Genomic DNA, 22,892 nt, shown 5'->3' with positions numbered 1-22,892 from the left:
TCCGTCAGGCGGTGGCGGTGGCGCGGATGGCCGCGATGTCGAACTGGAGGCGGACCTTCTCGCTCACCATGGCGCCGCCCTCGGCCAGCCTGGCGTTGTAGGTCAGGCCCCAGTCGGAACGGTTGATCGTGGTGGTGCCGTCGAAACCGACGCGCTCGTAACCGAACGGGTCCGTCACATGGCCGATGTAGGTGAGTTCCAGGTCGACGGGACGGGTGGTGTCCTTGATGGTGAGGTCACCTGTCATGCGGTAGACGTCCTCGCCCACGAGGCGCACAGCGGTGCTGGTGAAGATCATCCGTGGATAGGTCGCGGAGTCCAGGAAGTCGCGGCCGACCAGGTGCGCGTCGCGCTGCTCGACACCGGTGTCGACGCTGGCGGTGAACAGCGCTATGTCGGCACGGGAGCGGGCCGGGTCGCGGCCGTCGAAGTAGAGGCGGCTGTCGTACTGCGTGAAGGCGCCGCGCACCGTCGTCACCATGGCGTGCCGCACGGAGAACCCGATCCTGCTGTGCGCGGGGTCGATCATCCACTCGCCGGTGAGCGCCTGCAGAGCGGGATCAGGCAGAACGCCGACACCGCTGTGCGCCGGGGCGGCGGGCCTCGACGGGGCACCGGGGGCCACGGCTGCGGCGGGAGCCGTCGCGCGTCGGAGTGGAGAGCTGCGGCCGAAAAGATTCATGAAGCATGTAGTTATGTCAGGGCGACCGCGCCCGCAAGGCCTGGTCAGAAAACCCGACCCTTCATCGGCAGACCTTCACAGGTGAGCGCATCTGCCGGGTGTCGACGCGGCAGAGGGGCCCACCGCCACCTTGTGGACGACGAGCCCCTCGGCGAGGACAGCGCAGGTCAGGCCGACCCGACGAAGATCACCATCAGCAGCCACACCACCGGCGCCGTCGGCAGCAAGGAGTCGAGGCGGTCCATGATGCCCCCGTGGCCCGGCAGCAGCGTGCCCATGTCCTTGATGCCGAGGTCTCGTTTGATCATGGACTCGCCCAGGTCGCCGAGGGTGGCGCTGGCCGCGACCGCGAGCCCCAGCAGCAGGCCCTGCCACCAGGCACCGCCGTCGATCAGGAACTGCATGCACAGGGCGCCCGCGCCCATCGCGAAGGTGACCGCTCCCATGAGACCCTCTCGGGTCTTGCCGGGACTGATGCGCGGGGCCAGCTTGTGCCGGCCGAAGCGCCAGCCGATCGCGTACGCGCCCGTGTCACTGACGACCGTCAGGAGCAGGAAGGTCAGCACGCGCTGCGGGCCGTCGTCGGCGGTGAGCATCATGGCGACGAACGTGGCCAGGAACGGCACGTAGAAGGCTGCGAAGACGCCTGCCGTGACGTCCCGGAGGTAGCCGTCCGGCGGTTCCGTCATACGCCACACCAGGGCCGCGAGCGCGGTCAGCGCCATCGCCACCCAGGCTCCCTCGGCGCCCCGCACATACCCGGCGACGACCATCGCCGCGCCGCCGACCGCGAGCGGTACCAGCGGCGCCTTGATGCCCTTGCGTTCCTCCAGGCGCTTCGTCAACTCCCACAGGCCCACCACGACGGCGACCGCTATGACGCCGACGAACACGGCCTTGACGATGAACAACGAGGCGACGATCACGACGCCGAGCCCGACGCCGACCCCTATGGCCGCGCCCAGGTCACGGCCCGCACTCTTCTTCTGCGGTGCGGGTGCCGGCTGCGGGGCGTCGGGCATCGGTTCCGTATTCTGCGGCGCCGCCCACGGGGACGGCACCTGCGGCGTCTCGTCGCGGAACAAGGGGCCGCGTCGACGGGCGGCGACCCCCCGGTCGTCATCCTGGTCTCCGCCGGGCGCGGGTACCTCGGGCACGATGGGCATGGGGCGAGTCTGCTGGGCGTCATGCGCATCGTACGCGGGACCCGCCGGGCCGACGCCCTGGCCAGGCCCCTGTTCGGTGGGCCCCCAGTACCCGGCCTGTGGCGGCGTCCCCCAGGAAGAGTCGTTCATCAGACCTCGAGCAGCTCCGCTTCCTTGTGCTTGAGCAGCTCGTCCACCTGTGCGACGTACTTCGCGGTGGTGTCGTCGAGCTCCTTCTCCGCACGGCGGCCCTCGTCCTCGCCGACCTCGCCGTCCTTGACGAGCTTGTCGATGGCGTCCTTCGCCTTGCGGCGCACGGAGCGGATCGAGACCTTGGCGTCCTCGCCCTTGCCCTTGGCGACCTTGATGTACTCGCGGCGCCGCTCCTCGGTGAGCTCGGGGAACACCACACGGATGATGTTGCCGTCATTGCTCGGGTTGACGCCCAGGTCGGAGTCGCGGATCGCCTGCTCGATGTTGCGCAGCGCGCTCTTGTCGAACGGCGTCACCACGGCCATACGCGGTTCCGGCACCGAGAACGAGGCCAGCTGGTTGATCGGCGTCGGTGCGCCGTAGTAGTCGGCCACGATCTTGTTGAACATCGCCGGGTGCGCACGACCGGTGCGGATCGCGGCGAAGTCCTCCTTGGCGACCACGACGGCCTTCTCCATCTTCTCCTCGGCCTCGAGGAGGGTCTCTTCGATCACCACTTGCTCCTGCGTGTCTTGAGTAGGCCCGGCAACGGTCCTCATCGGTCTGCGGCCGGCTGCGTCGCGTCTTCTTCCTGCACGGTTCCCGACCGGCAGGACATTGTCCATCCCCCGGTCAGGGTCCGTCGCCCGGACGGGGTCCGCCCCCGACGGGTCTGCCTCCGGTCACTCCCGGCCGCCCTGGTCACCCACGAGTGTGCCGATCTTCTCACCCTTGACGGCCCGGGCGATATTGCCCTCCGCCAGCAGCTCGAAGACGAGGATGGGCAGCTTGTTGTCCCGGCACAGCGTGATCGCGGTCATGTCGGCGACCTTCAGGTCGCGGGTGATGACCTCGCCGTAGCTGAGCGAGTCGAACTTGACGGCCTCGGGGTTGGTCTTCGGATCGGAGTCGTAGACCCCGTCCACACCGTTCTTACCCATCAGCAGCGCCTCGGCGTCGATCTCGAGGGCGCGCTGGGCGGCGGTGGTGTCGGTGGAGAAGTACGGCATGCCCATACCGGCACCGAAGATGACCACGCGGCCCTTCTCCAGGTGGCGCACGGCGCGCAGCGGGATGTACGGCTCGGCGACCTGGCCCATGGTGATGGCGGTCTGCACACGCGAGTCGATGCCCTCCTTCTCCAGGAAGTCCTGGAGGGCGAGGCAGTTCATGACCGTGCCCAGCATGCCCATGTAGTCGGAGCGGGCCCGGTCCATGCCGCGCTGCTGGAGTTCCGCGCCGCGGAAGAAGTTGCCACCGCCGATGACGACGGCGATCTGGGATCCGTCGCGCACCACGGCCGCGATCTCCCGGGCGATGGCGTGCACCACGTCCGGGTCGACGCCCAGTCCGGTGCCGCCGGAGAACGCCTCTCCGGACAGCTTCAGCAGAAACCGGCCGCGAACTTTGCCGTCGTCGCTCTTCTCGGCCTTGGTGGTCATGGAGATCTCCTCGTGGTGCACATACGAAGAAGGCCATTGCCGGTGGGGCGTGTTTCGCATCCCATGCGCGGCAATGGCCTCCTCGTCAGATCTGCTGTCGTCCGCCACACGCGTGTGCGGGTCGGCCTACGCAAGCGCGCAGACGACTGCTTTCGACCCTACCGGGGTCGCGCGTCGATCGCGGTCCGGACTCAGATGCCGACCTTGATGCGCGTGAAGCGCTTCAGGGTGACACCGGCCTCTTCGAGGACCTTCTGGACGGACTTCTTGTTGTCCAGCGCGTAGGGCTGGCCGAGCAGCGTGGCGTCCTTGAAGAACCCGTTGAGGCGACCCTCGACGATCTTCGGCAGGGCGGCCTCGGGCTTACCCTCGGCGCGGGTGGTCTCCTCGGCGATGCGGCGCTCGGACTCGACGACCTCGGCCGGGACGTCCTCCTTGGAGAGGTACTTCGGCGCGAAGGCGGCGATGTGCTGGGCGACGCCCTTGGCGACCTCGGCGTTCGGCTTGTCGAGCTCGACGAGCACACCGATCTGGAACGGCAGGTCGGGCATCGTGCGGTGCATGTACGCCGACACGTAGCCGTCGGCGAACTGCGCGAAGCGGTCGAGGACGATCTTCTCGCCGAGGTTGGCGTTGGCCTCGTCGACGTACGCCTGCACGGTCTTGCCGGGCTCGATCTCGGAGGCGAGCAGGGCCTCGAGGTCGGCCGGGGAGGTCTTGGCGACGTGCTCGGCGATCGCCTGGGCGACGGCCTGGAACTTCTCGCCCTTGGCGACGAAGTCGGTCTCGCACTTCAGCTCGACGAGGACACCGGAGGAGTTGTCGTCGGCGATGATGGAGACCACGGCGCCGTTCTCGGCGGAGCGGCCCTCGCGCTTGGCGACGCCCTTCTGGCCCTTGATGCGGAGCGCCTCGACGGCCTTGTCGACGTTGCCCTCGGCCTCGTCCAGCGCCTTCTTGCAGTCCATCATGCCGGCGCCGGTGAGCTCGCGGAGCTTCTTGACGTCGGCGGCGGTGTAGTTCGCCATGATTCTGTGAATCTCTTCTCGGAGTTCGAAGTCTCGAAGCGGCGGCCGCCGACCCGGGGACGGTCGGCCGCCGAAGATCTGGGGCTACGAAGATCTGCTGCCGGTGAAGATCCGCCGATGCGGATCCCTCGCCCTGATGCAGATCTAAGGGCTGCGGGTGAACGGCGGGTGGCGCTCACGGCGCCGCCCGCCCTCACATCAGCCGAACGGCCCTGAAGGTCAGGCCTGCTCGCCCTCGGCGGCCGGAGCCTCAGCCGGAGCCTCGGCCGGCTTCTCGACCTCGGCGGCGGGGGCCTCCTCGGCCTTCTTCTCGCCCTCGAGCAGGTCACGCTCCCACTCGGCGAGCGGCTCGCCGGCGGCCTTCTCGCCCTTGCCCTCGGCGGCCACGCCGGAACGGGCGATGAGGCCCTCGGCGACGGCGTCGGCGATCACACGGGTGAGCAGGGTGACGGAGCGGATCGCGTCGTCGTTGCCCGGGATCTTGTAGTCGACCTCGTCGGGGTCGCAGTTGGTGTCGAGGATGGCGACGACCGGGATGTTGAGCTTCCGGGCCTCACCGACCGCGATGTGCTCCTTCTTGGTGTCCACGATCCAGACGGCGCTCGGCACCTTCTGCATCTCGCGGATACCGCCGAGGGTCTTCTCCAGCTTGGCCTTCTCGCGGGAGAGGACCAGGAGCTCCTTCTTGGTCAGACCGGAGGACGCGACGTCCTCGAAGTCGATCTGCTCGAGCTCCTTCAGGCGCTGCAGACGCTTGTAGACGGTCGAGAAGTTGGTGAGCATGCCGCCCAGCCAGCGCTGGTTGACGTACGGCATGCCGACGCGGGTGGCCTGCTCGGCGATGGCCTCCTGCGCCTGCTTCTTCGTGCCGACGAACATGACCGTGCCGCCGTGGGCGACGGTCTCCTTGACGAACTCGTAGGCGCGGTCGATGTACGACAGCGACTGGAGCAGGTCGATGATGTAGATGCCGTTGCGCTCGGTGAAGATGAAGCGCTTCATCTTCGGGTTCCAGCGACGGGTCTGGTGACCGAAGTGGACGCCGCTCTCCAGCAGCTCCCGCATCGTGACGACGGCCATGGCCGTTCTCCTTGTGTTTTCTCGGTTGTCCCTGACGCCCGCGTGCGCCGTGCCGCGAAGGACCGAGGAGGCGCTGACACCGGCCCGCGAGGGCCCGTTGTCGGGGCGTGCGAAGTCGACCCGGTGACCCGGATCGCCACAAGAAGTGTACGGGACCGCCGGGGCGGCGGGTGACGCCGCTGTCCACAACCGGGCAGTTGTCCACAGGTCCCGGCGGCCTCGGCCCGCCGTCCGGCACGGTACTCCCATGCGAACGAAACGATGTGTGCAGACCTGGCCGACGGCACTCCTGCTGGTCACGGCGGGGGCCCCGGTCTCGGCGGCGTGGGCGGGCGGCTGGCCTTCGGCGGCGGTGCCGATGGCGGCCCGGGGGCCGTCGACAGCGGTGCCCGCGGCGGCCCGGGGGCCTTCGCCGGGGACGCCCGCGCCGGACCCTGACGGTTCGGTGCCGGCCGTGGGGCGTCTGTGGCCGGTGGGTGTGCGCCCCACGGTGCTACGGGGCTGGGAACCCCCGGCGACTCCGTACGGCCCGGGCCACCGCGGCGTGGACCTGGCGGCAGCCGCGGGCGATCCGGTACGGGCGGTCGCCGCCGGACGGGTGACGTTCGCGGGCCGGGTGGCGGGACGGGGCGTCGTCTCGGTCGACCTGACGGGCAGCGGCGACCCACCGCTGCGTACGACATACGAGCCGGTACGCGCGTCGGTACGGGAAGGGGACGAGGTGGCCCCGGGCGACGTCCTGGGCGCACTGGAACCGTCGACGGCCCACTGCCCGGGCCCCTGCCTGCACTGGGGCCTGCGCCGAGGAGACACGTACCTGGACCCGCTGTCGCTCCTGCCACCGTGGCTGCTGCGTGCGGGGCCGTCCCGGTTGCTGGCGGTGGAGGGGGTGCCTGTGCCGGAATCGGTGTTTGTGTCGGTGCCGTAGGCGGGGGTTTGGCTTGGCTTGAGTGGGGGTGGGGGCGGGGAGGGGGGAGGGGAGGGGCCCCGGGGAGTGAATTCAGCCCCGGACGCCGCGCAGCGCCATCGCCACCGCCACTTCCGTGATCGCCGCCGGATCCTCAGCCGCGCCCAGTTCGATCCGCCGTACCGCCGCGTCGACCACGCCCTGGAGCAGCATCGCGGCAAGTCCGGGTTCGCGGTGGCCCATGTCGCGCAGGGCTTCGACGATCATCCCGACGAGTCCGCCGTGCGCCGCCCTGATCTTCTCGCGGGCCCCGGCGTCGAGTTCGCTGGCCGAGATGGCCACCACGGCCCGGTGCCGGCGGTCCCCCACGAGGGCGAGCTGCCGTCGTACGTACGCCTCGATCTTGGCCTCGGGGCCTTCCGCCGCCGCCATCGCGGCTTCGACCTCCGCCGCCCACACGGGGAAGTCGACGGCGCAGAGTTCCTCGACGACGGCCGCGCGGGAGCGGAAGTACTCGTAGACGGAGGAGCGGGCGAGGCCCGTGCGCTCGGCGAGGGCCGGGAAGGTCAGTGCCTCCGTGCCCCCCTCGGACAGCAGGGACCGTGCCGCGTCCAGCAGGGCGGCTCGCTGCATCGACCGGTGCTCGGCCACGGAGGCCGCTCGAATCCTTGGCACGTCCCCCACTGTACGGACGGACCGTCGGCGACGGCAGTCACTCGGGCCACACGCGCCGGTGACGGGATTTCGCCTCAGCGGCCGAAGGCGGCCAGCTTGGCCCGCAGCTGCAGGACCGACTTCGTGTGGATCTGGCTCACCCGGCTCTCGGTCACGCCGAGCACGTTGCCGATCTCGGCGAGCGTGAGCCCCTCGTAGTAGTAGAGCGTGACCACGGTCTTCTCCCGCTCGGGCAGCGTGTTGATGGCTCGTGCCAGGAACCTCCGCAGCTCCCGGTCCTCGGCGACCTCGACCGGGTTGTCGGCGGCGGTGTCCTCCAGTGTGTCCATGAAGCTCAGCCCGTCGCCGTCCTCACCGCCCACGTGCAGCAGTTCCTCGAGGGCCACGACGTTCGCGAGTGACAACTGGCTGAAGACGGCATGGAGCTCTTCCACGCCGATGCCCATTTCCGCGGCCACCTCCGCCTCGGTCGGGGTCCGCCTCAGGCGCGCCTCCAGGGTCGCGTACGCCCGCTCCACGCTGCGTGCCTTCTGCCGTACCGATCGCGGGATCCAGTCCAGCGCCCGCAGTTCGTCGATCATGGCGCCCCGGATCCGGGTGATCGCGTAGGTCTCGAACTTGATCTCCCGGTCGATGTCGAACTTCTCGATCGCGTCGATCAGCCCGAAGACCCCCGATGACACGAAGTCGGCCTGGTCCACGTTGGCCGGCAGGCCGACGCTCACCCGGCCGGCCACGTACTTCACCAACGGCGAGTAGTGCAGGATCAGCTGCTCCCGCAACCGCTCGTCCCCCGTCTCCTTGTACGACCGCCACAACTCGTCGAGCGTCGAGGGAGCGGGCGGGCGCACGCTGCCGCCGTCACGGGCGGCTGGGGGAAGCGCCGCCCGGTCGGACCCGGAGGTGTGCTGGGGCATTCGTCGCCTTGTGCCGTTCTGCTGTGAACTGGTGATGCCTGGGTGAGCTGTCGGTCTGGTGCCGAGATGGCCTGTCTGAGTCGGAACCTCGTGAGCGTAGCGTGACTGTGGTGTCGCAGTGTGCGAAGGACAACGGATCACCCGTGCGCGAACGGGCCGTGTGGGGCGGTTGCCGCGGGTGCAGTGGTAGCCGTCTGTGATCGCCGGAAAGGGTCAACTGCGGGAAACGTCAAGGCTGTCGGGGGTCGCCCGGACGGCCGACACGCGCTCGGTCAGCATCGGAGGTGATCTTGTCGACCGGCTGTGATGGCCTGGCGTGTCAACTTCCAGCCATCGCCGTGTCGTTCGACGAATCCAAGTGATCGGAGTTCGTACAGTCTCCCGACCGCGTCGTCCTGGGTCGTCTGCGCGCCGCGGGCGATCTCGGCCGGGGACGCTGTGCCGCGTGCGGGCAGGGCGGCCAGGATCCGTCGGGCGGCGGGTTCCAGCAGGTCGCGGGGCAGGACGGGGCCGCGTCGGTCCGGGGCCAGTTCGCCCATGTCGCCGACCAGTTCCACGACGTCCGCTGCGTCGGTGACGAGTATGGCTTCGCCGCGCAGCAGTTCATGCACGCCTGCCGAGAGACCGCTGGTGACGGGTCCGGGGACGCCCATGACGAGGCGGCCGAGCCGCGCAGCGGCACGCGCGGTGACCAGGGAGCCGCTGCGGTGGGCGGCCTCGACGACGACGGTGCCGCGGGTGAGTGCGGCGATGACCCTGTTGCGGAGGATGAACCGGCTGGGTGTCGGGTGTTCTCCGGGCGGCAGTTCCCCCACGAGCAGTCCCTGTTCCGCGATCCTGCCGATCAGCCGGCTGTGGCCGCGTGGGTAGGGCTGGTCGACGCCGCAGGCGAGGACGGCGACGGTGGCACCGCCGGCCCCGAGGGCGCCTCGGTGGGCGGCGCCGTCGACGCCGTAGGCGCCGCCCGACACGACGACCCAGCCGCGTTCGGCGAGGTCGGCGGCGAGGGTGGCCGCGACGTGTGCGCCGTACTCCGTGCAGGCCCGTGCGCCGACGAGCGCGACGGACTTCAGGGCCCACATCCGCAGACTGGGGCGCCCTCGCACCCACAGCCCGATAGGGCGTGCGTCACCGAGGTCGTCGAGCTGGGCCGGCCAGTCGGCTGTCCCGGGGCAGACGAACCTCATGCCGGCATCTCGGGCGGCGGCCCAGTCCTGCTCCGGCTCGGCTCGTGCGGCCCGCGCGAGCAGACCTGCCCAGCGTTTGTGGGTCGCCCCCGGCAGCCGCCTGCCGCCTTCGCGCAGTCGTCGGGCCAGCTCTTCGGGGCCGCGTTCCCGCAGCCAGCGGCCGGCCGTCTCGTCTCCGGGCTCGATGACCCGGGTGAGGAAGATCCGGGCGAGGGATGCGGCGTCGAGGGTGCCGTCCACGCTCATGCCGATGCTCCGATCGTCATGGGCACGCCCCGCGGCACGCCGGTGCGCAGTTGCAGTGCCAGGGCGACGTCCGTGGCGTTGGGCCGGTCGTGGCCCACGAGGTCGGCGACCGTCCAGGCCACGCGCAGCACGCGGTCGAGTCCCCGGGCGGTGAGCACGCCCCGTTCCAGGCTGCGTTCGGCCTCGTCCATGGCGCCGGGCGCCGCGTGCCAGCGGCTGCGCAGTTCGCGTCCCGGCACTTCGCTGTTGGTCCGCCAGGGGGTGTCCGCCAGGCGTGCTGCGGCTCGCTGCCTGGCGGCGCGGACCCGGTCGGTGACGGTCGCGGTGGTCTCGCCGCGGGCGCCGCGGTCGGTGAGTTCGGCCCGGGTGACGGGGTCGACCTCGACGCGCAGGTCGACCCGGTCGAGGAGGGGGCCGGAGAGCCGGGCCTGGTAGCGGCGGATCGCCGAGGGCGGGCAGTCGCAGTGGGTGTCGCGCTGGGAGAAGCGTCCGCACGGGCAGGGGTTGGCGGCGAGCACCATGAGGAACTTCGCGGGGAACCTGACGACACCGGCGCTGCGGGCGATCACGACGTGCCCGGACTCCAGGGGCTGTCGCAGGGCGTCGAGGGCGTGGCTGCTGAACTCGGGAGTTTCGTCCAGGAAGAGGACCCCTCGGTGGGCGAGTGAGACGGCGCCGGGCCGGGCGACGCCGGGGCCGCCTCCGACGAGGGCCTGCATGGTGGCCGAGTGGTGGGGGGCGCAGTAGGGGGCGATGTCGATCAGGGGTTTGCCGGGTGGGAGCAGGCCGGCGACCGAGTGCACCGCTGTGACTTCCAGCGACTCCTGCCTGCTGAGTCTGGGCAGGATGGCGGGCAGCCGTTCGGCGAGCATGGTCTTGCCGGCGCCGGGCGGGCCTTCGAGGAAGAGGTGGTGGCCGCCGGCCGCGGCCACCTCGACCGCGGTGCGCGCCGAGTGCTGGCCCACGACGTCGGCGAGGTCGTGGCCGGTGTCGTGCTGGGCGGCGCCGACGCTGTGCATCCCGGTGGCGGCCCCGGTGCCCGGTAAGCGCAGGCCGGCGAGGAGGGGATCGGGGCGGCCCTGCGCGTCCGGCTCCTCGTCGGGTACGGGCTCGTCGGCGAGGACGGCGATCAGTTGCCGGAGGCTGCGGACGCCGAGTACGGAGACGCCGGGGACGAGTGTGGCCTCGGCGGCGGCGCATTCCGGCACGACCACCTGTTCGTAGCCCGCGTCCGCGGCGGCCAGGACCGCGGGCAGGATGCCGCGGACGGGACGGACTCGTCCGTCGAGGCCGAGTTCGCCGATCATGACGATGTCGGCGAGCACCCTGGGGTCGATGCGTTCGGCGGCGCCGAGTACGGCGCAGGCGACGGCGAGGTCGAACCCGCTGCCGGCCTTGGGCACGGAGGCGGGGCTGAGTCCGACGGTGAGCTTCTTCTGTGGCCATTCGCCGCCCGAGTTGACCACGGCGGCCCGGACCCGGTCCCGGCTCTCCGTCAGGCTCTTGTCGGGCAGGCCCACGAGGGTGAATGCCGCGACGCCTGGTTCGAGGTCGGCCTGGACCTCGACGACCACGCCTTCGACGCCGACCAGTGCGACGGAGCATGTGCGCGCGAAGCCCATGTCAGGCCACCCCCCGCGCGTGCTGGACTGCGGGTGCGCCGCGCTGCGGGAGCAGGACGCCGATCAGGTCGATGCGGACGCCTCCCGGTGGGGCGCCGCCGTGGGCCTGGATCCAGCGTTCGGCTAGGTCGCGCAGCCGCTGCGCCTTCTGGGGGGTCACGGCGGCCATCGGGTGCTCGAAGGATCCACCCCTGCGGGTCTTGACCTCGCACAGGACCAGGACGTCGCCGTCCCTGGCGACGATGTCGATCTCGCCGCTTCTGCCGTCGCGCCAGTTGCGCTGCAGGATGGTCATTCCGGCGGCCGTGAGGCGCCGGGCGGCCAGGTTCTCTCCGTACCTGCCGAGTGCGTTGCGTGCCTGGTGTGTGTTCATGTCGGCACCACCTCCGGCGCCAACCGTCACGCATCGGGCTCCACCGGTTGGATCTTGGTGGACTACTCGGCGGTTGTGGAAAAGTCCGTCACCCACACGGGTGCGGTCACGGGCGCGGTGCTCAGCCGCCCGGCAGCTCCAGGTCGCTCTTGTTCAGCTCCTCGATGTTCACGTCCTTGAATGTGAGGACTCGTACCTGCTTCACGAAACGGGCGGGGCGATACATGTCCCACACCCAGGCATCCGCCATGGACACCTCGAAGAACACCTCGCCCTGGACCGAGTGCACCTGCATCTCGTAGTCGTTGGTGAGGTAGAAGCGCCGTTCGGTCTCGATCACATATTTGAACAGACCGACGACATCGCGGTACTCCCGGTAGAGCTTGAGCTCCATCTCGGTCTCGTACTTCTCGAGGTCCTCGGCGCTCATGGCATGTTCCCCTTCAGCCGTGCGATCCCCCCATTGTGCGCCACTCCTGTGAGGCCCTAGACGATTTCCGTGTCCAGGGTCACAGGTTCGGCGGGGGGACCTTCGTCGAGCAGTGTGCGCAGCAGCTCGGCGAGTCTCTTCGGATACACCGTCTCATGTGCCGCGGCCAGTTCTCCGCACGTCCACCACCGTGCTCCCGCGACGCTGAGCTTTTCCAGTTCCGTGAGGTTCGGCGAGGCCGTGGCCGTCTGGGTCGTACGGGCCAGGTAGTACCACTCGTCCTGGTCCCAGCGGCGGCCCGCGAACGGGAACGAGCACCTGCGCCGCCACAGCACGGGGCCCAGCTCGACCTGCGTGATACCGGTTTCCTCGGCCACTTCCCGCAGCGCGGCCTGCTCGCGTGTCTCGTCGCCCTCGACGCCGCCGCCGGGGGTGAACCACCAGTCGTCCGCCGGGTCCTCCGGCTCGTGGCCGTGGAGCAGCAGGATGCGTTCGTCGGGGTCCAGCAGCACCACCCGGGCCACCTTGCGCGGCGCGTCGGTGCCCGGCACCTCCGGCGTCGGGGGCGCGGGCGGGGAGGGATCAGCGGGCACGGGCCGGTTCCGTCCGCACCGCGGTGCCGCTCCCCCGTCGCGCGAGACCCGCGATCGGCCCGTAGGCGGCGCCTCCCAGCACCAGCACCGCGCCCGCCACGATCACGCCGAGGATCAGCCGCAGCGGCCCGGGCGACGAGAGGGGGCCCAGTGCCTCGAAGCCCGTCGGGCGGGCCAGCATGCCGTGCATCGGCCACACCACGGCGTCCACACGGGCGTCCACCGCGTTGCGCGGCACCGTGCCGTTGAAGGCCTCCGTGAGGTGGGCGGAGGAGTCCAGGGAGCCGCTGCGCTCGTCGCCGAGCACGAACAGCCGGTCCTTGGGGACCGTGATCGTGGGGATCGTCTTGAACTCGGCGGGCTCGCCCTTGGCCAGGTAGGTCTCGTCGATCTGCTTGCCGTTGACGGTCAGCTTGCCGTCGGTGCAGCAGCCGACGGTGTCGCCGCCGACCGCCACCACGCGCTTGACCAGCGGCATGTTGCCCCAGGTCGTCTGGCGGAAGACGACGACGTCGCCGCGCTTGACGTCGGCGCCGTGGACGCGCTGGGCGAGGACCCGGTCACCGGCGGCGATGGTGGGCGACATGGAGTTGGTGGGCACGGTGTAGGGCTGGTAGACGATCGCACCCCAGACGAACCCGCCGAGGAAGAGCACACAGCCGAGGGCCACGGCCAGCCCCGACAGCCTGCTGCCGAGCCGTCCGCGGCCCTTGTCCGCACGAGCAGTCCCGCTCATCCCCACAGCTCCCAGGTCGGAGAATCGATCCCGTGGCCACAGCCGGGCCGCGGAAGATCGGCGATCTGGGACGGCACCCTACCCGGCGGTACCGCTGCCGGAAACCCGCGGGTTTCCGTCGGTAAGGCGCGCGGTGAGGCGGCGCCTGCGCCACATCACCAGCGGCACGGCGCCGATCAGGCCGAGGGCCGAGGGGGCCACCGTGTTCAGGCCCTGGTCGAAGGTGTCGGGGATGGGCAGCGTGTCCCAGCGGGTGGGCGGCCAGGCGATCACGATGGCGCGGCCCACGACGTTCCCCACGGGCACGAAGCCCCGGTACTTGTCCTGCTGGTGGTAGCGCGAGTCGAGCGAGTTCTGCCGGTGGTCGCCCATGACCCAGATTTTGCCGGGGGGAACCGTCACCTTGAACTGGCCGCCCTGGTCGTCGACGCTGCACGGGGTGTTGCCCGGGTACACGTACGGCTCGTTGAGCGGCTTGCCGTTGACCAGCAGGGGGCCGGTGTTCCTGCACTCGATGGTGTCGCCGGCGACGCCGACGACCCGCTTGATGAGGTCCTTCTCCTCGGCGGACGGCATCAGGCCGATCCAGCTCAGCGCCGTCTGCAGGGCGTTCGGCGTGGTGGTGGGCTCGCCCGCCAGCCAGTTGTCCGGGTCGTGGAAGACCACGACCTCGCCGCGCGAGGGCTTGGAGCCGAACCACGGGGTCAGCTTGTCGACGAGGACGCGGTCGCCCTGCTGGAGGGTGTTCTGCATCGAGTCCGAGGGGATCGAGAACGCCTGCACCAGGAACGTCTTGATCAGCAGCGCGAGCACCAGCGCGATGCCGATGAGGAGCGGAAGTTCCTTCCAGAAGGAGCGCTGCTTCCTGGGGCCGCCGCCCTGTCCGCCGCTCTCCCGCGCGCCGTGCGCCGTGGAGTCACTCCCGGTGCCGGCGTGCTCTTCCGCGGCGGGGGCAGCCGCCTCGTCGGGTCGCTCCGGCCTCTCCTCGGGACCCTCGTGTCCGGACCGTGCGCCGACCGCCAAATCCCCCACATCCACTCCTCACTCCGTACCGCCGCCGGCGCCCCTGTCGACGCAGGCCAACCACTCCCATAACGAGCGGGAGTTCCGCAGGGCTCGGGAGGGGGATCAATCCGTATCGATCCGCGGAGGCCACCCTATGCGACGGACCGACTGCGCTGGTGGCACCGCCCGACACCGACGCGTAAGTGTCCGGCTCCTTCAATCGGGTCCAGTGCCCGATGGGCCAGGCGATAACCATGGCGCGGCCCACGACGGACTCCTCCGAGACAGTACCGCCGTACGGCTCGTTGCGGTGGTAGCGGGAGTCGGCCGAGTTGGCCCGGTGGTCGCCCATCACCCACAGACGGCCCGGTGGCACGGTCTCCGAGAACGAGAAGTCCGAAGGTTTGTTCCCCGGGTGAATGTACGGCTCGTTCAGCGGTACGCCGTTGACCGTGACCCGCCCTTGCGTGTCGCAGCACTTGACGGTGTCTCCGCCGACCGCGACGACCCGTTTGATGAGGTCCTTGTCGTTGTCGGACGGCAGCAGGCCGATCCAGGTGAGCCCTTCCTTGACCTGCTTGACGACGATGGGGTCGTTCTTCTGGGGCGTCTTCTCGCCCGCGAGCCAGTCGCCGGGGTCCCGGAACACGACGACGTCACCGCGCTGCGGCTTGGAGCCGAACCACGGGGTCAGCTTGTCGACGAGGACGCGGTCGCCGATCTGGATCGTGTTCTCCATGGAGCCCGACGGGATGACGAACGCCTGCACGAGGAAGGTCTTCAGAACCAGCGCTATGAGGACGGCGACACCGACGAGGAGCGGTATCTCCTTGACGGCGGAACGCCTCCTCTTGCGCTTCACCTTGCGCTGGAGCTTGCGCCGCTCGGCACGGCTGCGTCCGGTGGGGGCCCCGCCGGCAGCGCGTCGCGCGCCGGTGGGCAGCAGGTTCTGCGTGGCGGTGTCGGACGGCACACCGCGCGGTTTGCCGCGGTTACCCATGCGCACCGCCCGCTGCCTTCAGGGCGTTCGTTCCGGGGGCGCTCGCGCCGGACGCGGGCACGCGCGCGTACGCGCCGGGGCGGGTGATGTGCCTGAAGTGCGCGGAGGGCCAGATCACCCAGTCGGCACGGCCGATCACGGAGCCGACGGGGACCATGCCGCCGCCCGGCGAGCCGAGGTGGTCCCGGGAGTCGCTGGAGTCCCTGCGGTGGTCGCCCAGGACGAAGAGCGCGCCGTCGGGCACGACGACGTCGAAGGGGACGTCCGACGGGCTGTTGCCGGGGTACAGAAACGACGACTCGTCGACCGACCGGCCGTTCACCTCGAGCCTCCCCTCCTTGTCGCAGCAGACCACGTGGTCTCCCCCTACACCTACTACCCGTTTGACGTAGTCGGCGTTCCCGAAGTATCCGGTGCCGTCGAACACGACGACGTCTCCCCGCTGCGGTTCGGATCCGAAACGGTACGCCAACTTGTTTACGAGAACGCGGTCCCCGATCCTCAATCCGCGCTCCATGGAACCGCTCGGTATGTCGAACGGCTGCGTCACAAACGTGCCGAGGGTGAGGAGGAACAGCAGGCAGACCAGCACGGTGAGGGTGATCCGGCCACCGGGCAGCCGGTCGGCGACCCGGGACAGCAACGCAAAGCGCGACCGCTCCTCCGGCCCCCCTGTGTCCGAGGTCTCCTCGGGCTGAGCGGGGTGGGAGGAGCGGCCGCGCTCCTGCTGTGCTTCGGTGTCCATCGGGGCCAGATGCTATCCGGCCCGCTTGTGAACTCCCTCAGGCGCTCAGTTCTCGCGCTTCTCCTTGATCTTCGCGGCCTTGCCGCGCAGGTCGCGCAGGTAGTACAGCTTGGCGCGACGGACGTCACCCTTGGTGACGAGCTCGATCTTCTCGACGATCGGGGTGTGCACCGGGAAGGTGCGCTCGACGCCGACGGAGAAGGAGACCTTGCGGACCGTGAAGGTCTCGCGCACGCCGGAGCCCTGGCGGCGGATCACGACGCCCTTGAACTGCTGCACACGGGAGCGGTTGCCCTCGATGACGCGGACGTGGACGTTGACCGTGTCGCCGGGACGGAAGGCCGGGATGTCGGAGCGCAGCGACGCGGCGTCGACGGTGTCGAGCAGGTGAGACATTTCGTCTGCTTTCTTCGCCGATGCCACAGGTCATCGGCGGTACGTAGTTTTTCGGTAAGAGAGTGGTGGCCGTCGTCGGGGCGGGCGTCGTGTCCCCCTGTGGCAGGGGCGCACGCCGGACGGCGGGCAACAGCGCACTATTCTTCCATGCCGTCCGGCCTGCGCCAAAATCGGCCGTAGGGCTTGCCGTCCGGGTCCGGTGCCCAGCCCAGGATGGACAGCATCTCGCGGTCCTTCTTGTCGAAGGCGGCGGGGTCGCAGCGCTCGATCAGGTCGGGCCGGTTGGCCGTCGTGCGCTTCAGGGCCTCGTCGCGGCGCCAGCGGGCGATCTTCCCGTGATGGCCGCTGAGCAGCACCTCGGGGATGCTCCGGTCGCGCCAGGCGGGCGGCTTGGTGTAGACGGGGCCCTCGAGGAGGTTGGCCATCGCGCCGGGCGCGAAGGAGTCGTCCCGGTGGGACTCGGCGTTGCCGAGGACGCCGGGCAGCAGCCGGGCCACCGCCTCGGTGATGACGAGGACGGCCGCCTCGCCGCCGGCGAGGACGTAGTCGCCGATGGACACCTCGTACACCGGCATCCGGGTGGCGTACTCGTCGACGACGCGGCGGTCGATGCCCTCGTAGCGGGCGGGAGTGAAGATCAGCCACGGGCGCTCGGAGAGTTCGACGGCGAGCTTCTGGGCGAAGGGGCGGCCGCTGGGGGTCGGCACGATCAGCGCGGGCTCGTGGGAGCCGGTCTCGTAGCCGTCGGCGAGTATCTCGTCCAGGGCATCGCCCCAGGGCTCGGTCTTCATCACCATGCCGGGGCCGCCGCCGTACGGCGTGTCGTCGACGGTGTTGTGCCGGTCGTACGTCCAGGACCGCAGGTCGTGCACATGGACGTCGAGCTGCCCACGCGCGCGCGCCTTGCCGACGAGGGAGACGTTCAGCGGTTCCAGGTACTCGGGGAAGATCGTGACGACGTCGAGCCGCATTACGCCTCTTCTCGGGAGGACACGATCTCGGCCCTGTCGTCGATCAGTCCCGGCGGCGGATCGATGATCGCCCGCTGCTCCTCGAGGTCGATCTCGGTGACGATCTCCGACACGAACGGGATGAGCACCTCGGTCCCGTCCGCACGCTCCACCACGAACAGGTCCTGCGTGGGCAGGTGCGAGATCTCGGTGATGCGGCCGACCTCGACGCCGTCCTCGGTCACCACGTCCAGGTCGATGAGCTGGTGGTCGTAGTACTCGTCCTCGCCCTCGGGCAGTTCGTCGGGGTCGACCTCCGCGATCAGCAGGGTGTTGCGCAGCGCCTCTGCGGCGTTGCGGTCCCTCACGCCCTCGAAGCGCAGGAGCAGGCGGCCGCTGTGGACCCGGCCCGTCTCGATGGTCAGCGGCCCGGCGGAGGCGGGGTCGGTGGCCAGTACGGCGCCGGGTGCGAGCCTGAGTTCCGGCTCATCGGTACGGACCTCCACGGTGACCTCGCCCCTGACCCCGTGGGCGCGGCCGATCCGTGCGACTACCAGCTGCACTGTGCTTGATCTCCTGTCATACGACTACGGGCCGGGGACGGCCCAGTGGCCCTCCCCGGCCCGAGCCGGTGCTGCGTTGGTTCAGCGGACGTTGTCCACGTCGACGAGGTCGACCCGGACGCCGCGGCCGCCGATGGCGCCCACGACGGTGCGCAGAGCACGTGCGGTGCGGCCGTTGCGGCCGATCACCTTGCCGAGGTCGTCGGGGTGGACCCGGACCTCGAGCACACGCCCGCGACGCAGGTTGCGCGAGGCCACCTGCACATCGTCAGGGTTGTCGACGATGCCCTTCACGAGGTGCTCGAGAGCCTCCTCGAGCATGCTCAGGCCTCGGTCGACTCAGACGCAGAGGACTCGGCCGGGGCCTCGTCCTTCTTCTCGGCCTTCTTCTTCTGGGTGATCGCCTCGCCCTTGCCCTCGTCCTCGCCGCTGATGGCCTCGAACGACGGACGCGCGGCCTTGGTCTCCGGCTGCAGCAGCGGCGCCGGGGCGGGCTCGCCCTTGAACTTCTGCCAGTCGCCGGTCTTCTTGAGGATGGCGAGCACGGGCTCGGTCGGCTGAGCGCCGACGGAGAGCCAGTACGCCGCGCGCTCGGCGTCGACCTCGATCACCGACGGGTTGTACGTCGGGTGGTACTTGCCGATCTCCTCGATCGCCCGGCCGTCACGGCGGGTGCGGGAGTCGGCGACGACGATGCGGTAGTGAGGCGAACGGATCTTGCCCAGACGCTTCAGCTTGATCTTGACTGCCACGGGAGTGGGTTCTCCTGGATTTGACGTGGTTGGGCACGGCGAAGTGGCCGCGTGGGGTTGCGGTACCCGAGTGCCCGATGGACGCGTCAGCCGGAGGAGAGAGGGGTCCTGTGCGGCTGTCGAGTACAGCTAGCCATTGTGCCATACCCGGCGGGTCGCTCATGGCCGAGGGGGCGGTGTGCACGTGCGCGGGCATGCCGAAGAGGCACCCGGCGCCGGGGTCCCCCGGGCGTTGGTCACACCACCCGGCGCTCACGGATGCCTGCGGGCAAGTGAGGTACGGCCGCCACGAGCAGCCGTCGGCTCAGCTTGCCGCCGCTCCCACCGGCTCCGGGATGCGGAACGGTTTTCCGCAGCCGCCGCACACGATCGGGGCCTGGGCCAGGACCGAGGGGACCACTCGCACGTTGCGCCCGCAGTCGCAGACCGCCTTGACGCGGACGCCGCCCCCGGAGGAGCCGTGGCGGGCGGCCGGGCCCCGGAACGTGCGGGCCGTGTCGGCGGCCGTCGCCTGCGAGTGGGCCTTGAGCGCGCGCTGGAGCCGCTCGATCGTCGGGCGGTAGCGCCGCTTCGCCTCGGGGTTGAGCGTGACCAGGGAGAAGCCGCTGCTCGGGTGCGGCTCCTCGGGGTGGTCCAGGCCCAGCTCCTCGGCGATCGCGAGGAATCTGCGGTTGTGGTAGCGGCCGGCACGGGAGGTGTCGCGTACTCCGCGCGCGGCGGCGATGCCGTGGACTGCCTCATGCAGCAGTCGTTCGAAGGAGAGTTCGTGCCCGCAGGCGGACGACGACTCCCCGATCAGTGACTCGGGCGCGGCAAGATCGGGCAGCTCGGGGTGGTACCGCTGAATGTCGGCCCACGCCTGCGCCAGCTCTGCGGCGAGAACAGGTGGTGTCGTGCTCACGTAATGACAACGAGCCTGAGGCCCCCCGTGTTCCTATTCCGGGGCATCCCAAATAATTTGCACGTACCCGTCAGTTGCCGCTGATGCGTCCTGACGAGGGCGGGTGCGCCGAACTGCGGAGAAGCCTCACAGCTCATCCCAAGGTGGTGCGTAGCGACGCCTACGGCCCGGCGCGTAGAGGAACTCCGCACGCCGGGGCTGCTGTGGTCCTCGAATGCGCAAGAGGCGTTTCGGCCGCTCTTGACCCACCGACCGGTCATCTCAATAAGCGCGCGCCACGACGGCGACGTTACCGGGTGCGTCGTCGGCGTCGGGAACCGACCCGTCCTCGGGCGACCAGACACCGTACGGTCACCGAGTGCTCGGCCAGCCCCGCCTCGCCGTCCTCCCCGAGCACGGCCATCTCCTGCTGCATCCGCTCCCACAGCCGTTACCCGTACGGTCGGATCACCATGGTCCCGCGCACCGGCCCGTTGTCCGCCAGTTCGGCCTTGTTCACGACGTCCTGATACCAACGGGGAAAGTCCTCGACACGGGGCGTGAGAACGGGTGCCCTTGCCGTGGCGCGATGGTACGGGGGCACCCGTGTGCCGGGTGAATATTTCTCGCCCGGGGGCGGACCAGGGGCGCGCGGACGGCGCGCACCGAGTACCCCACGACCCCTGGACGCCACGACGGGCGCGGAGTTTCCTGGCATACGGAGGCCATACGGGGGCCACGGGGGCCGAGTGCGAGGGCACGTCACGGGGGACGGCATCGTCAGACAGCGGCAACTCACGGCGGATTGGGGCGCTTTCGATGACACCTACGCCCGTGCGGCAGCACCTTTCCCACGCGGGCGCGGTTCCTCGCGTGGACCGGGGTGCACGCGCGCGTGACTGGGCGGAGATTCAGGAGCGGATGCTGGTGCCGCTCTACGAGGCCGTCTACGAGCGGCTGGAAGTGGGTTCCGGGACGCGGCTGCTGGGGCTCGGCTGCGGTACGGGTCTGGCCCTGCTGATGGCCGCCTCCCGGGGCGCGTCGGTCACCGGCGTGGACTGCGGGGCGTGCGAACGGCTGGCGCTCGCGCGCGAGCGGCTGGGGCCCGCGCCGTGGGGCACGCGCGCGTGTGCCGGTGCCCGGATCGTGGAGGGCCGCCCACGGGACGCGGCGCCCGCACCCGATGAGCCGGCGTACAACCTGGTGACCGCGTTCGAGCCGATCGGCTGTGCGGCCGGTGACGCCGAGACCCTCGAGGAGCAGTTGGTGGCGGTGGCGCCGTTCACGGAGCGCGGGACGCCCGTGGTGCTCGCCGGATGGGGTCCGCCGGAGCGGTGCAGCACCGCGTCCGTCCTGCGGGTCGCCGCCAAACTGGCCGATCCGGAACGCGGCGGGGGCCGTTGGCGGCCGGCCCGGCGCGACGACCTGGAGGAGGCCGCGTGGCGCTGCGGGCTCAGGCCGGACGGGTCGGGGCGGGTCGCATGCCCGTTCGGGTACGCCGACATGGGCAGCGCGCTGCGGGGGATGCTGTCGACGGGGTTGTTCGACGCCGCGATCGACGCGACGGATCAGGAGCAGGTCGACAAGGAGCTGGCGGAGGCGCTGCATCCGCACCGGCGTGCGGACGGCACGGTGTGGATGCCGAACGTCTTCCGCTACCTGATCGCCCGCATCCCCTAGACGACGCCGGGGCGCCCCTCCTCGGAGGGGCGCCCCGGCGTACGCGTCGAACGCGGGTCAGCCCATGAACTTCTTGAACTCGTCCGGCAGCTCGAACTCCTGGCCGCTCTGCTGCGGCAGGCCGAAGGCGCCCCCGCTCTGCGCCGCGGCGGCGCGGCGTGCGGCCTCCTCCTGTTCCTGCTGCTTGCGCTTCATCGGGTTGCCGGAGCGCTGCTTGCCCTTGGCCTTCTTCTGCTGCTTCTTGGCGCGGCCGGGGCCGCCGCCCATGCCCGGGATCCCCGGCATGCCGGGCATACCGCCGCCCTGGGCCATGCGGGACATCATCTTGCGGGCCTCGAAGAACCGCTCGACGAGGTTCTTCACCGCGCTGACCTCGACACCGGAACCCTTGGCGATACGGGCGCGGCGCGAGCCGTTGATGATGGTCGGGTCCTGGCGCTCGCCCGGGGTCATCGACTTGATGATCGCGGCGGTGCGGTCGACGTCGCGCTCGTCGATGCTGTTGATCTGGTCCTTGATCTGGCCCATGCCCGGCAGCATCCCGAGCAGCTTGGAGATGGAGCCCATCTTCCTGACCTGCTCCATCTGGGCCAGGAAGTCGTCCAGGGTGAAGTCCTGGCCCTTCTTGGACGCCAGCTTGGAGGCCATCTTCTCGGCCTCTTCCTGGCTGAACGTCTTCTCCGCCTGCTCGATCAGGGTGAGCAGGTCACCCATGTCGAGGATGCGGGAGGCCATCCGGTCCGGGTGGAAGGCGTCGAAGTCGTCGAGCTTCTCGCCGTTCGACGCGAACATGATCGGCTTGCCGGTGATCTGCCGGATCGACAGGGCCGCACCGCCACGGGCGTCACCGTCGAGCTTGGAGAGCACCACGCCGTCGAAGCCGACGCCGTCGCGGAAGGCCTCCGCGGTGTTCACGGCGTCCTGACCGATCATGGCGTCGACGACGAACAGGATCTCGTCCGGCGAGACCGCGTCCCGGATGTCCGCGGCCTGCTGCATCATCTCCTGGTCGATGCCGAGGCGGCCCGCGGTGTCCACGATCACGATGTCGTGGACCTTCTGCTTGGCGTGGTCGATGGAGTCCTTGGCGACCTTGACCGGGTCGCCGACGCCGTTGCCCGGCTCCGGTGCGTAGACCGCGACGCCGGCACGCTCGGCGACGACGCTGAGCTGGTTGACCGCGTTCGGGCGCTGGAGGTCGGCGGCGACCAGGAGCGGGGAGTGCCCCTGCTCCTTGAGCCACTTGCCGAGCTTGCCCGCGAGCGTGGTCTTACCGGCACCCTGCAGACCCGCGAGCATGATGACGGTCGGGGGCTGCTTGGCGAAGCGGAGGCGGCGGGTCTCGCCGCCGAGGATGGTGACCAGCTCGTCGTTGACGATCTTGAGGACCTGCTGGGCGGGGTTCAGCGCCCGGGAGACCTCGGCGCCGAGGGCGCGCTCCTTGACGTTCTTGATGAAGGAGCGGACCACGGGCAGGGCCACGTCGGCTTCGAGGAGCGCGATGCGGATCTCACGCGCCGTGGCGTCGATGTCCGCCTCGGAGAGCCTGCCTTTTCCGCGGAGGCTTTTGAAAGTCGCGCTAAGGCGGTCGGAGAGGGTGTCGAACACGGCGGCGTCGGTCCTCGGGGTCGGGGTCGTCTTGGGCTGCCCTCCAGGGTATCCGGCC

The 22,892-nt window shown here is 70.2% G+C and carries 26 protein-coding genes and 1 pseudogene; 2 read left to right on the top strand and 25 right to left on the bottom strand.

The window, feature by feature from the left end; all coding sequences use genetic code 11:
• Window positions 1–4: 4 nt before the first annotated feature.
• From ACFYZE_RS25325 to rpsB, 6 genes are all read right to left on the bottom strand, one after another.
• Entirely contained in the window at window positions 5–682 is a 678-nt protein-coding gene (locus tag ACFYZE_RS25325; protein WP_388998318.1) for a YceI family protein, read from the bottom strand.
• Window positions 683–849: 167 nt separating this feature from the next.
• Window positions 850–1,977: a phosphatidate cytidylyltransferase gene (locus ACFYZE_RS25320; RefSeq protein WP_388998315.1), complete on the bottom strand. Its 1,128-nt coding sequence runs from the start codon at window positions 1,975–1,977 to the stop codon at window positions 850–852.
• Entirely contained in the window at window positions 1,977–2,534 is a 558-nt protein-coding gene (frr, locus tag ACFYZE_RS25315) for a ribosome recycling factor (RefSeq protein ID WP_044388432.1), read from the bottom strand. Before frr ends, ACFYZE_RS25320 begins: the two co-directional genes overlap by 1 nt.
• A gap of 168 nt (window positions 2,535–2,702) precedes the next feature.
• The gene (pyrH, locus tag ACFYZE_RS25310) at window positions 2,703–3,461 is read right to left on the bottom strand and encodes a UMP kinase (protein ID WP_103839950.1); all 759 of its coding nucleotides are present in this window, start codon (window positions 3,459–3,461) and stop codon (window positions 2,703–2,705) included.
• A gap of 191 nt (window positions 3,462–3,652) precedes the next feature.
• A complete protein-coding gene (tsf, locus tag ACFYZE_RS25305) occupies window positions 3,653–4,489 on the bottom strand; it encodes a translation elongation factor Ts (RefSeq protein WP_388998312.1) in 837 nt (278 codons plus the stop codon).
• 219 nt (window positions 4,490–4,708) lie between these two features.
• A complete protein-coding gene (rpsB, locus tag ACFYZE_RS25300; RefSeq protein ID WP_388998309.1) occupies window positions 4,709–5,569 on the bottom strand; it encodes a 30S ribosomal protein S2 in 861 nt (286 codons plus the stop codon).
• A 247-nt stretch (window positions 5,570–5,816) separates the two neighbouring features.
• Between rpsB and ACFYZE_RS25295 the strand changes: the two genes are divergently transcribed.
• Window positions 5,817–6,497, top strand: coding sequence for a M23 family metallopeptidase (locus ACFYZE_RS25295; RefSeq protein ID WP_388998306.1), 681 nt, complete (start codon window positions 5,817–5,819; stop codon window positions 6,495–6,497).
• A gap of 72 nt (window positions 6,498–6,569) precedes the next feature.
• On the opposite strand, the gene ACFYZE_RS25290 is transcribed toward ACFYZE_RS25295, so the two are convergent.
• The 18 genes and pseudogenes from ACFYZE_RS25290 to ACFYZE_RS25205 form a co-directional block, all read right to left on the bottom strand.
• Entirely contained in the window at window positions 6,570–7,127 is a 558-nt protein-coding gene (locus ACFYZE_RS25290; RefSeq protein WP_388998632.1) for a helix-turn-helix domain-containing protein, read from the bottom strand.
• Between the two features lie 98 nt (window positions 7,128–7,225).
• On the bottom strand, window positions 7,226–8,068 hold the full coding sequence (gene whiG, locus ACFYZE_RS25285; RefSeq protein ID WP_366027846.1) for an RNA polymerase sigma factor WhiG: 843 nt from the start codon (window positions 8,066–8,068) through the stop codon (window positions 7,226–7,228).
• A 272-nt stretch (window positions 8,069–8,340) separates the two neighbouring features.
• Window positions 8,341–9,501 (bottom strand): DNA-processing protein DprA, encoded by a 1,161-nt coding sequence (gene dprA / locus ACFYZE_RS25280; protein WP_388998303.1) that lies wholly within the window; start codon window positions 9,499–9,501, stop codon window positions 8,341–8,343.
• On the bottom strand, window positions 9,498–11,123 hold the full coding sequence (locus ACFYZE_RS25275) for a YifB family Mg chelatase-like AAA ATPase (RefSeq protein ID WP_388998300.1): 1,626 nt from the start codon (window positions 11,121–11,123) through the stop codon (window positions 9,498–9,500). Before ACFYZE_RS25275 ends, dprA begins: the two co-directional genes overlap by 4 nt.
• A 1-nt stretch (window position 11,124) precedes the next feature.
• Entirely contained in the window at window positions 11,125–11,526 is a 402-nt protein-coding gene (locus ACFYZE_RS25270) for a YraN family protein (protein WP_388998297.1), read from the bottom strand.
• 91 nt (window positions 11,527–11,617) lie between these two features.
• Window positions 11,618–11,926 (bottom strand): DUF2469 domain-containing protein, encoded by a 309-nt coding sequence (locus ACFYZE_RS25265; protein WP_003965949.1) that lies wholly within the window; start codon window positions 11,924–11,926, stop codon window positions 11,618–11,620.
• A 56-nt stretch (window positions 11,927–11,982) separates the two neighbouring features.
• Window positions 11,983–12,477, bottom strand: a complete 495-nt coding sequence (locus ACFYZE_RS25260; RefSeq protein WP_388998629.1) for an NUDIX hydrolase — start codon at window positions 12,475–12,477, stop codon at window positions 11,983–11,985.
• Between the two features lie 31 nt (window positions 12,478–12,508).
• Complete coding sequence (lepB, locus tag ACFYZE_RS25255) at window positions 12,509–13,255, bottom strand: signal peptidase I (RefSeq protein ID WP_388998294.1); 747 nt, start codon at window positions 13,253–13,255, stop codon at window positions 12,509–12,511.
• A gap of 78 nt (window positions 13,256–13,333) precedes the next feature.
• A complete protein-coding gene (lepB, locus tag ACFYZE_RS25250; RefSeq protein ID WP_388998291.1) occupies window positions 13,334–14,287 on the bottom strand; it encodes a signal peptidase I in 954 nt (317 codons plus the stop codon).
• Window positions 14,172–15,260: a signal peptidase I gene (lepB, locus tag ACFYZE_RS25245; protein WP_388998626.1), complete on the bottom strand. Its 1,089-nt coding sequence runs from the start codon at window positions 15,258–15,260 to the stop codon at window positions 14,172–14,174. Before lepB (ACFYZE_RS25245) ends, lepB (ACFYZE_RS25250) begins: the two co-directional genes overlap by 116 nt.
• Window positions 15,253–16,005 carry a signal peptidase I gene (lepB, locus tag ACFYZE_RS25240; RefSeq protein ID WP_388998288.1) on the bottom strand — a complete coding sequence of 251 codons (753 nt, stop codon included), beginning with the start codon at window positions 16,003–16,005 and terminating at the stop codon, window positions 15,253–15,255. The genes lepB (ACFYZE_RS25245) and lepB (ACFYZE_RS25240) overlap by 8 nt, the downstream gene beginning before the upstream one ends.
• Window positions 16,006–16,050: 45 nt before the next feature.
• On the bottom strand, window positions 16,051–16,401 hold the full coding sequence (gene rplS, locus ACFYZE_RS25235) for a 50S ribosomal protein L19 (RefSeq protein ID WP_067004933.1): 351 nt from the start codon (window positions 16,399–16,401) through the stop codon (window positions 16,051–16,053).
• A 137-nt stretch (window positions 16,402–16,538) separates the two neighbouring features.
• Complete coding sequence (gene trmD / locus ACFYZE_RS25230; RefSeq protein WP_388998285.1) at window positions 16,539–17,372, bottom strand: tRNA (guanosine(37)-N1)-methyltransferase TrmD; 834 nt, start codon at window positions 17,370–17,372, stop codon at window positions 16,539–16,541.
• A complete protein-coding gene (gene rimM, locus ACFYZE_RS25225) occupies window positions 17,372–17,914 on the bottom strand; it encodes a ribosome maturation factor RimM (protein ID WP_388998282.1) in 543 nt (180 codons plus the stop codon). Before rimM ends, trmD begins: the two co-directional genes overlap by 1 nt.
• A gap of 81 nt (window positions 17,915–17,995) precedes the next feature.
• Entirely contained in the window at window positions 17,996–18,235 is a 240-nt protein-coding gene (locus tag ACFYZE_RS25220) for an RNA-binding protein (protein ID WP_029385578.1), read from the bottom strand.
• Between the two features lie 2 nt (window positions 18,236–18,237).
• Complete coding sequence (gene rpsP / locus ACFYZE_RS25215; RefSeq protein WP_200422617.1) at window positions 18,238–18,666, bottom strand: 30S ribosomal protein S16; 429 nt, start codon at window positions 18,664–18,666, stop codon at window positions 18,238–18,240.
• Between the two features lie 304 nt (window positions 18,667–18,970).
• Complete coding sequence (locus ACFYZE_RS25210; protein ID WP_200422616.1) at window positions 18,971–19,567, bottom strand: hypothetical protein; 597 nt, start codon at window positions 19,565–19,567, stop codon at window positions 18,971–18,973.
• Window positions 19,568–20,000: 433 nt separating this feature from the next.
• A pseudogene (locus ACFYZE_RS25205) lies at window positions 20,001–20,150 on the bottom strand (proline--tRNA ligase); the annotation flags it as partial.
• A 215-nt stretch (window positions 20,151–20,365) separates the two neighbouring features.
• Here ACFYZE_RS25205 and ACFYZE_RS25200 point away from each other — a divergent pair.
• Window positions 20,366–21,226, top strand: a complete 861-nt coding sequence (locus ACFYZE_RS25200) for an SAM-dependent methyltransferase (protein WP_388998279.1) — start codon at window positions 20,366–20,368, stop codon at window positions 21,224–21,226.
• Between the two features lie 57 nt (window positions 21,227–21,283).
• On the opposite strand, the gene ffh is transcribed toward ACFYZE_RS25200, so the two are convergent.
• Entirely contained in the window at window positions 21,284–22,834 is a 1,551-nt protein-coding gene (gene ffh, locus ACFYZE_RS25195) for a signal recognition particle protein (RefSeq protein WP_388998277.1), read from the bottom strand.
• Window positions 22,835–22,892: the final 58 nt, after the last annotated feature.

The sequence above is a fragment of the Streptomyces sp. NPDC001796 genome (assembly GCF_042892355.1).
Lineage (GTDB): Bacteria > Actinomycetota > Actinomycetes > Streptomycetales > Streptomycetaceae > Streptomyces.
Note: the sequence above shows the minus strand (reverse complement) of the source record. Positions and strands in the feature narration are given on the sequence as shown.

What these genes read in the sequence shown, in the direction of transcription:
- rpsB (WP_388998309.1), bottom strand. Translation starts at nt 5,569, where the DNA reads ATGGCCGTCGTCACGATGCGGGAGCTGCTGGAGAGCGGCGTCCACTTC.
- pyrH (WP_103839950.1), bottom strand. Translation starts at nt 3,461, where the DNA reads ATGACCACCAAGGCCGAGAAGAGCGACGACGGCAAAGTTCGCGGCCGG.
- trmD (WP_388998285.1), bottom strand. Translation starts at nt 17,372, where the DNA reads ATGCGGCTCGACGTCGTCACGATCTTCCCCGAGTACCTGGAACCGCTG.
- tsf (WP_388998312.1), bottom strand. Translation starts at nt 4,489, where the DNA reads ATGGCGAACTACACCGCCGCCGACGTCAAGAAGCTCCGCGAGCTCACC.
- ACFYZE_RS25320 (WP_388998315.1), bottom strand. Translation starts at nt 1,977, where the DNA reads ATGAACGACTCTTCCTGGGGGACGCCGCCACAGGCCGGGTACTGGGGG.
- ACFYZE_RS25275 (WP_388998300.1), bottom strand. Translation starts at nt 11,123, where the DNA reads ATGGGCTTCGCGCGCACATGCTCCGTCGCACTGGTCGGCGTCGAAGGC.
- lepB (WP_388998294.1), bottom strand. Translation starts at nt 13,255, where the DNA reads ATGAGCGGGACTGCTCGTGCGGACAAGGGCCGCGGACGGCTCGGCAGC.
- ACFYZE_RS25325 (WP_388998318.1), bottom strand. Translation starts at nt 682, where the DNA reads ATGAATCTTTTCGGCCGCAGCTCTCCACTCCGACGCGCGACGGCTCCC.
- ACFYZE_RS25265 (WP_003965949.1), bottom strand. Translation starts at nt 11,926, where the DNA reads ATGAGCGCCGAGGACCTCGAGAAGTACGAGACCGAGATGGAGCTCAAG.
- lepB (WP_388998288.1), bottom strand. Translation starts at nt 16,005, where the DNA reads ATGGACACCGAAGCACAGCAGGAGCGCGGCCGCTCCTCCCACCCCGCT.
- whiG (WP_366027846.1), bottom strand. Translation starts at nt 8,068, where the DNA reads ATGCCCCAGCACACCTCCGGGTCCGACCGGGCGGCGCTTCCCCCAGCC.
- ACFYZE_RS25200 (WP_388998279.1), top strand. Translation starts at nt 20,366, where the DNA reads ATGACACCTACGCCCGTGCGGCAGCACCTTTCCCACGCGGGCGCGGTT.
- ACFYZE_RS25220 (WP_029385578.1), bottom strand. Translation starts at nt 18,235, where the DNA reads ATGCTCGAGGAGGCTCTCGAGCACCTCGTGAAGGGCATCGTCGACAAC.
- lepB (WP_388998626.1), bottom strand. Translation starts at nt 15,260, where the DNA reads ATGGGTAACCGCGGCAAACCGCGCGGTGTGCCGTCCGACACCGCCACG.
- rplS (WP_067004933.1), bottom strand. Translation starts at nt 16,401, where the DNA reads ATGTCTCACCTGCTCGACACCGTCGACGCCGCGTCGCTGCGCTCCGAC.
- ACFYZE_RS25295 (WP_388998306.1), top strand. Translation starts at nt 5,817, where the DNA reads ATGCGAACGAAACGATGTGTGCAGACCTGGCCGACGGCACTCCTGCTG.
- dprA (WP_388998303.1), bottom strand. Translation starts at nt 9,501, where the DNA reads ATGAGCGTGGACGGCACCCTCGACGCCGCATCCCTCGCCCGGATCTTC.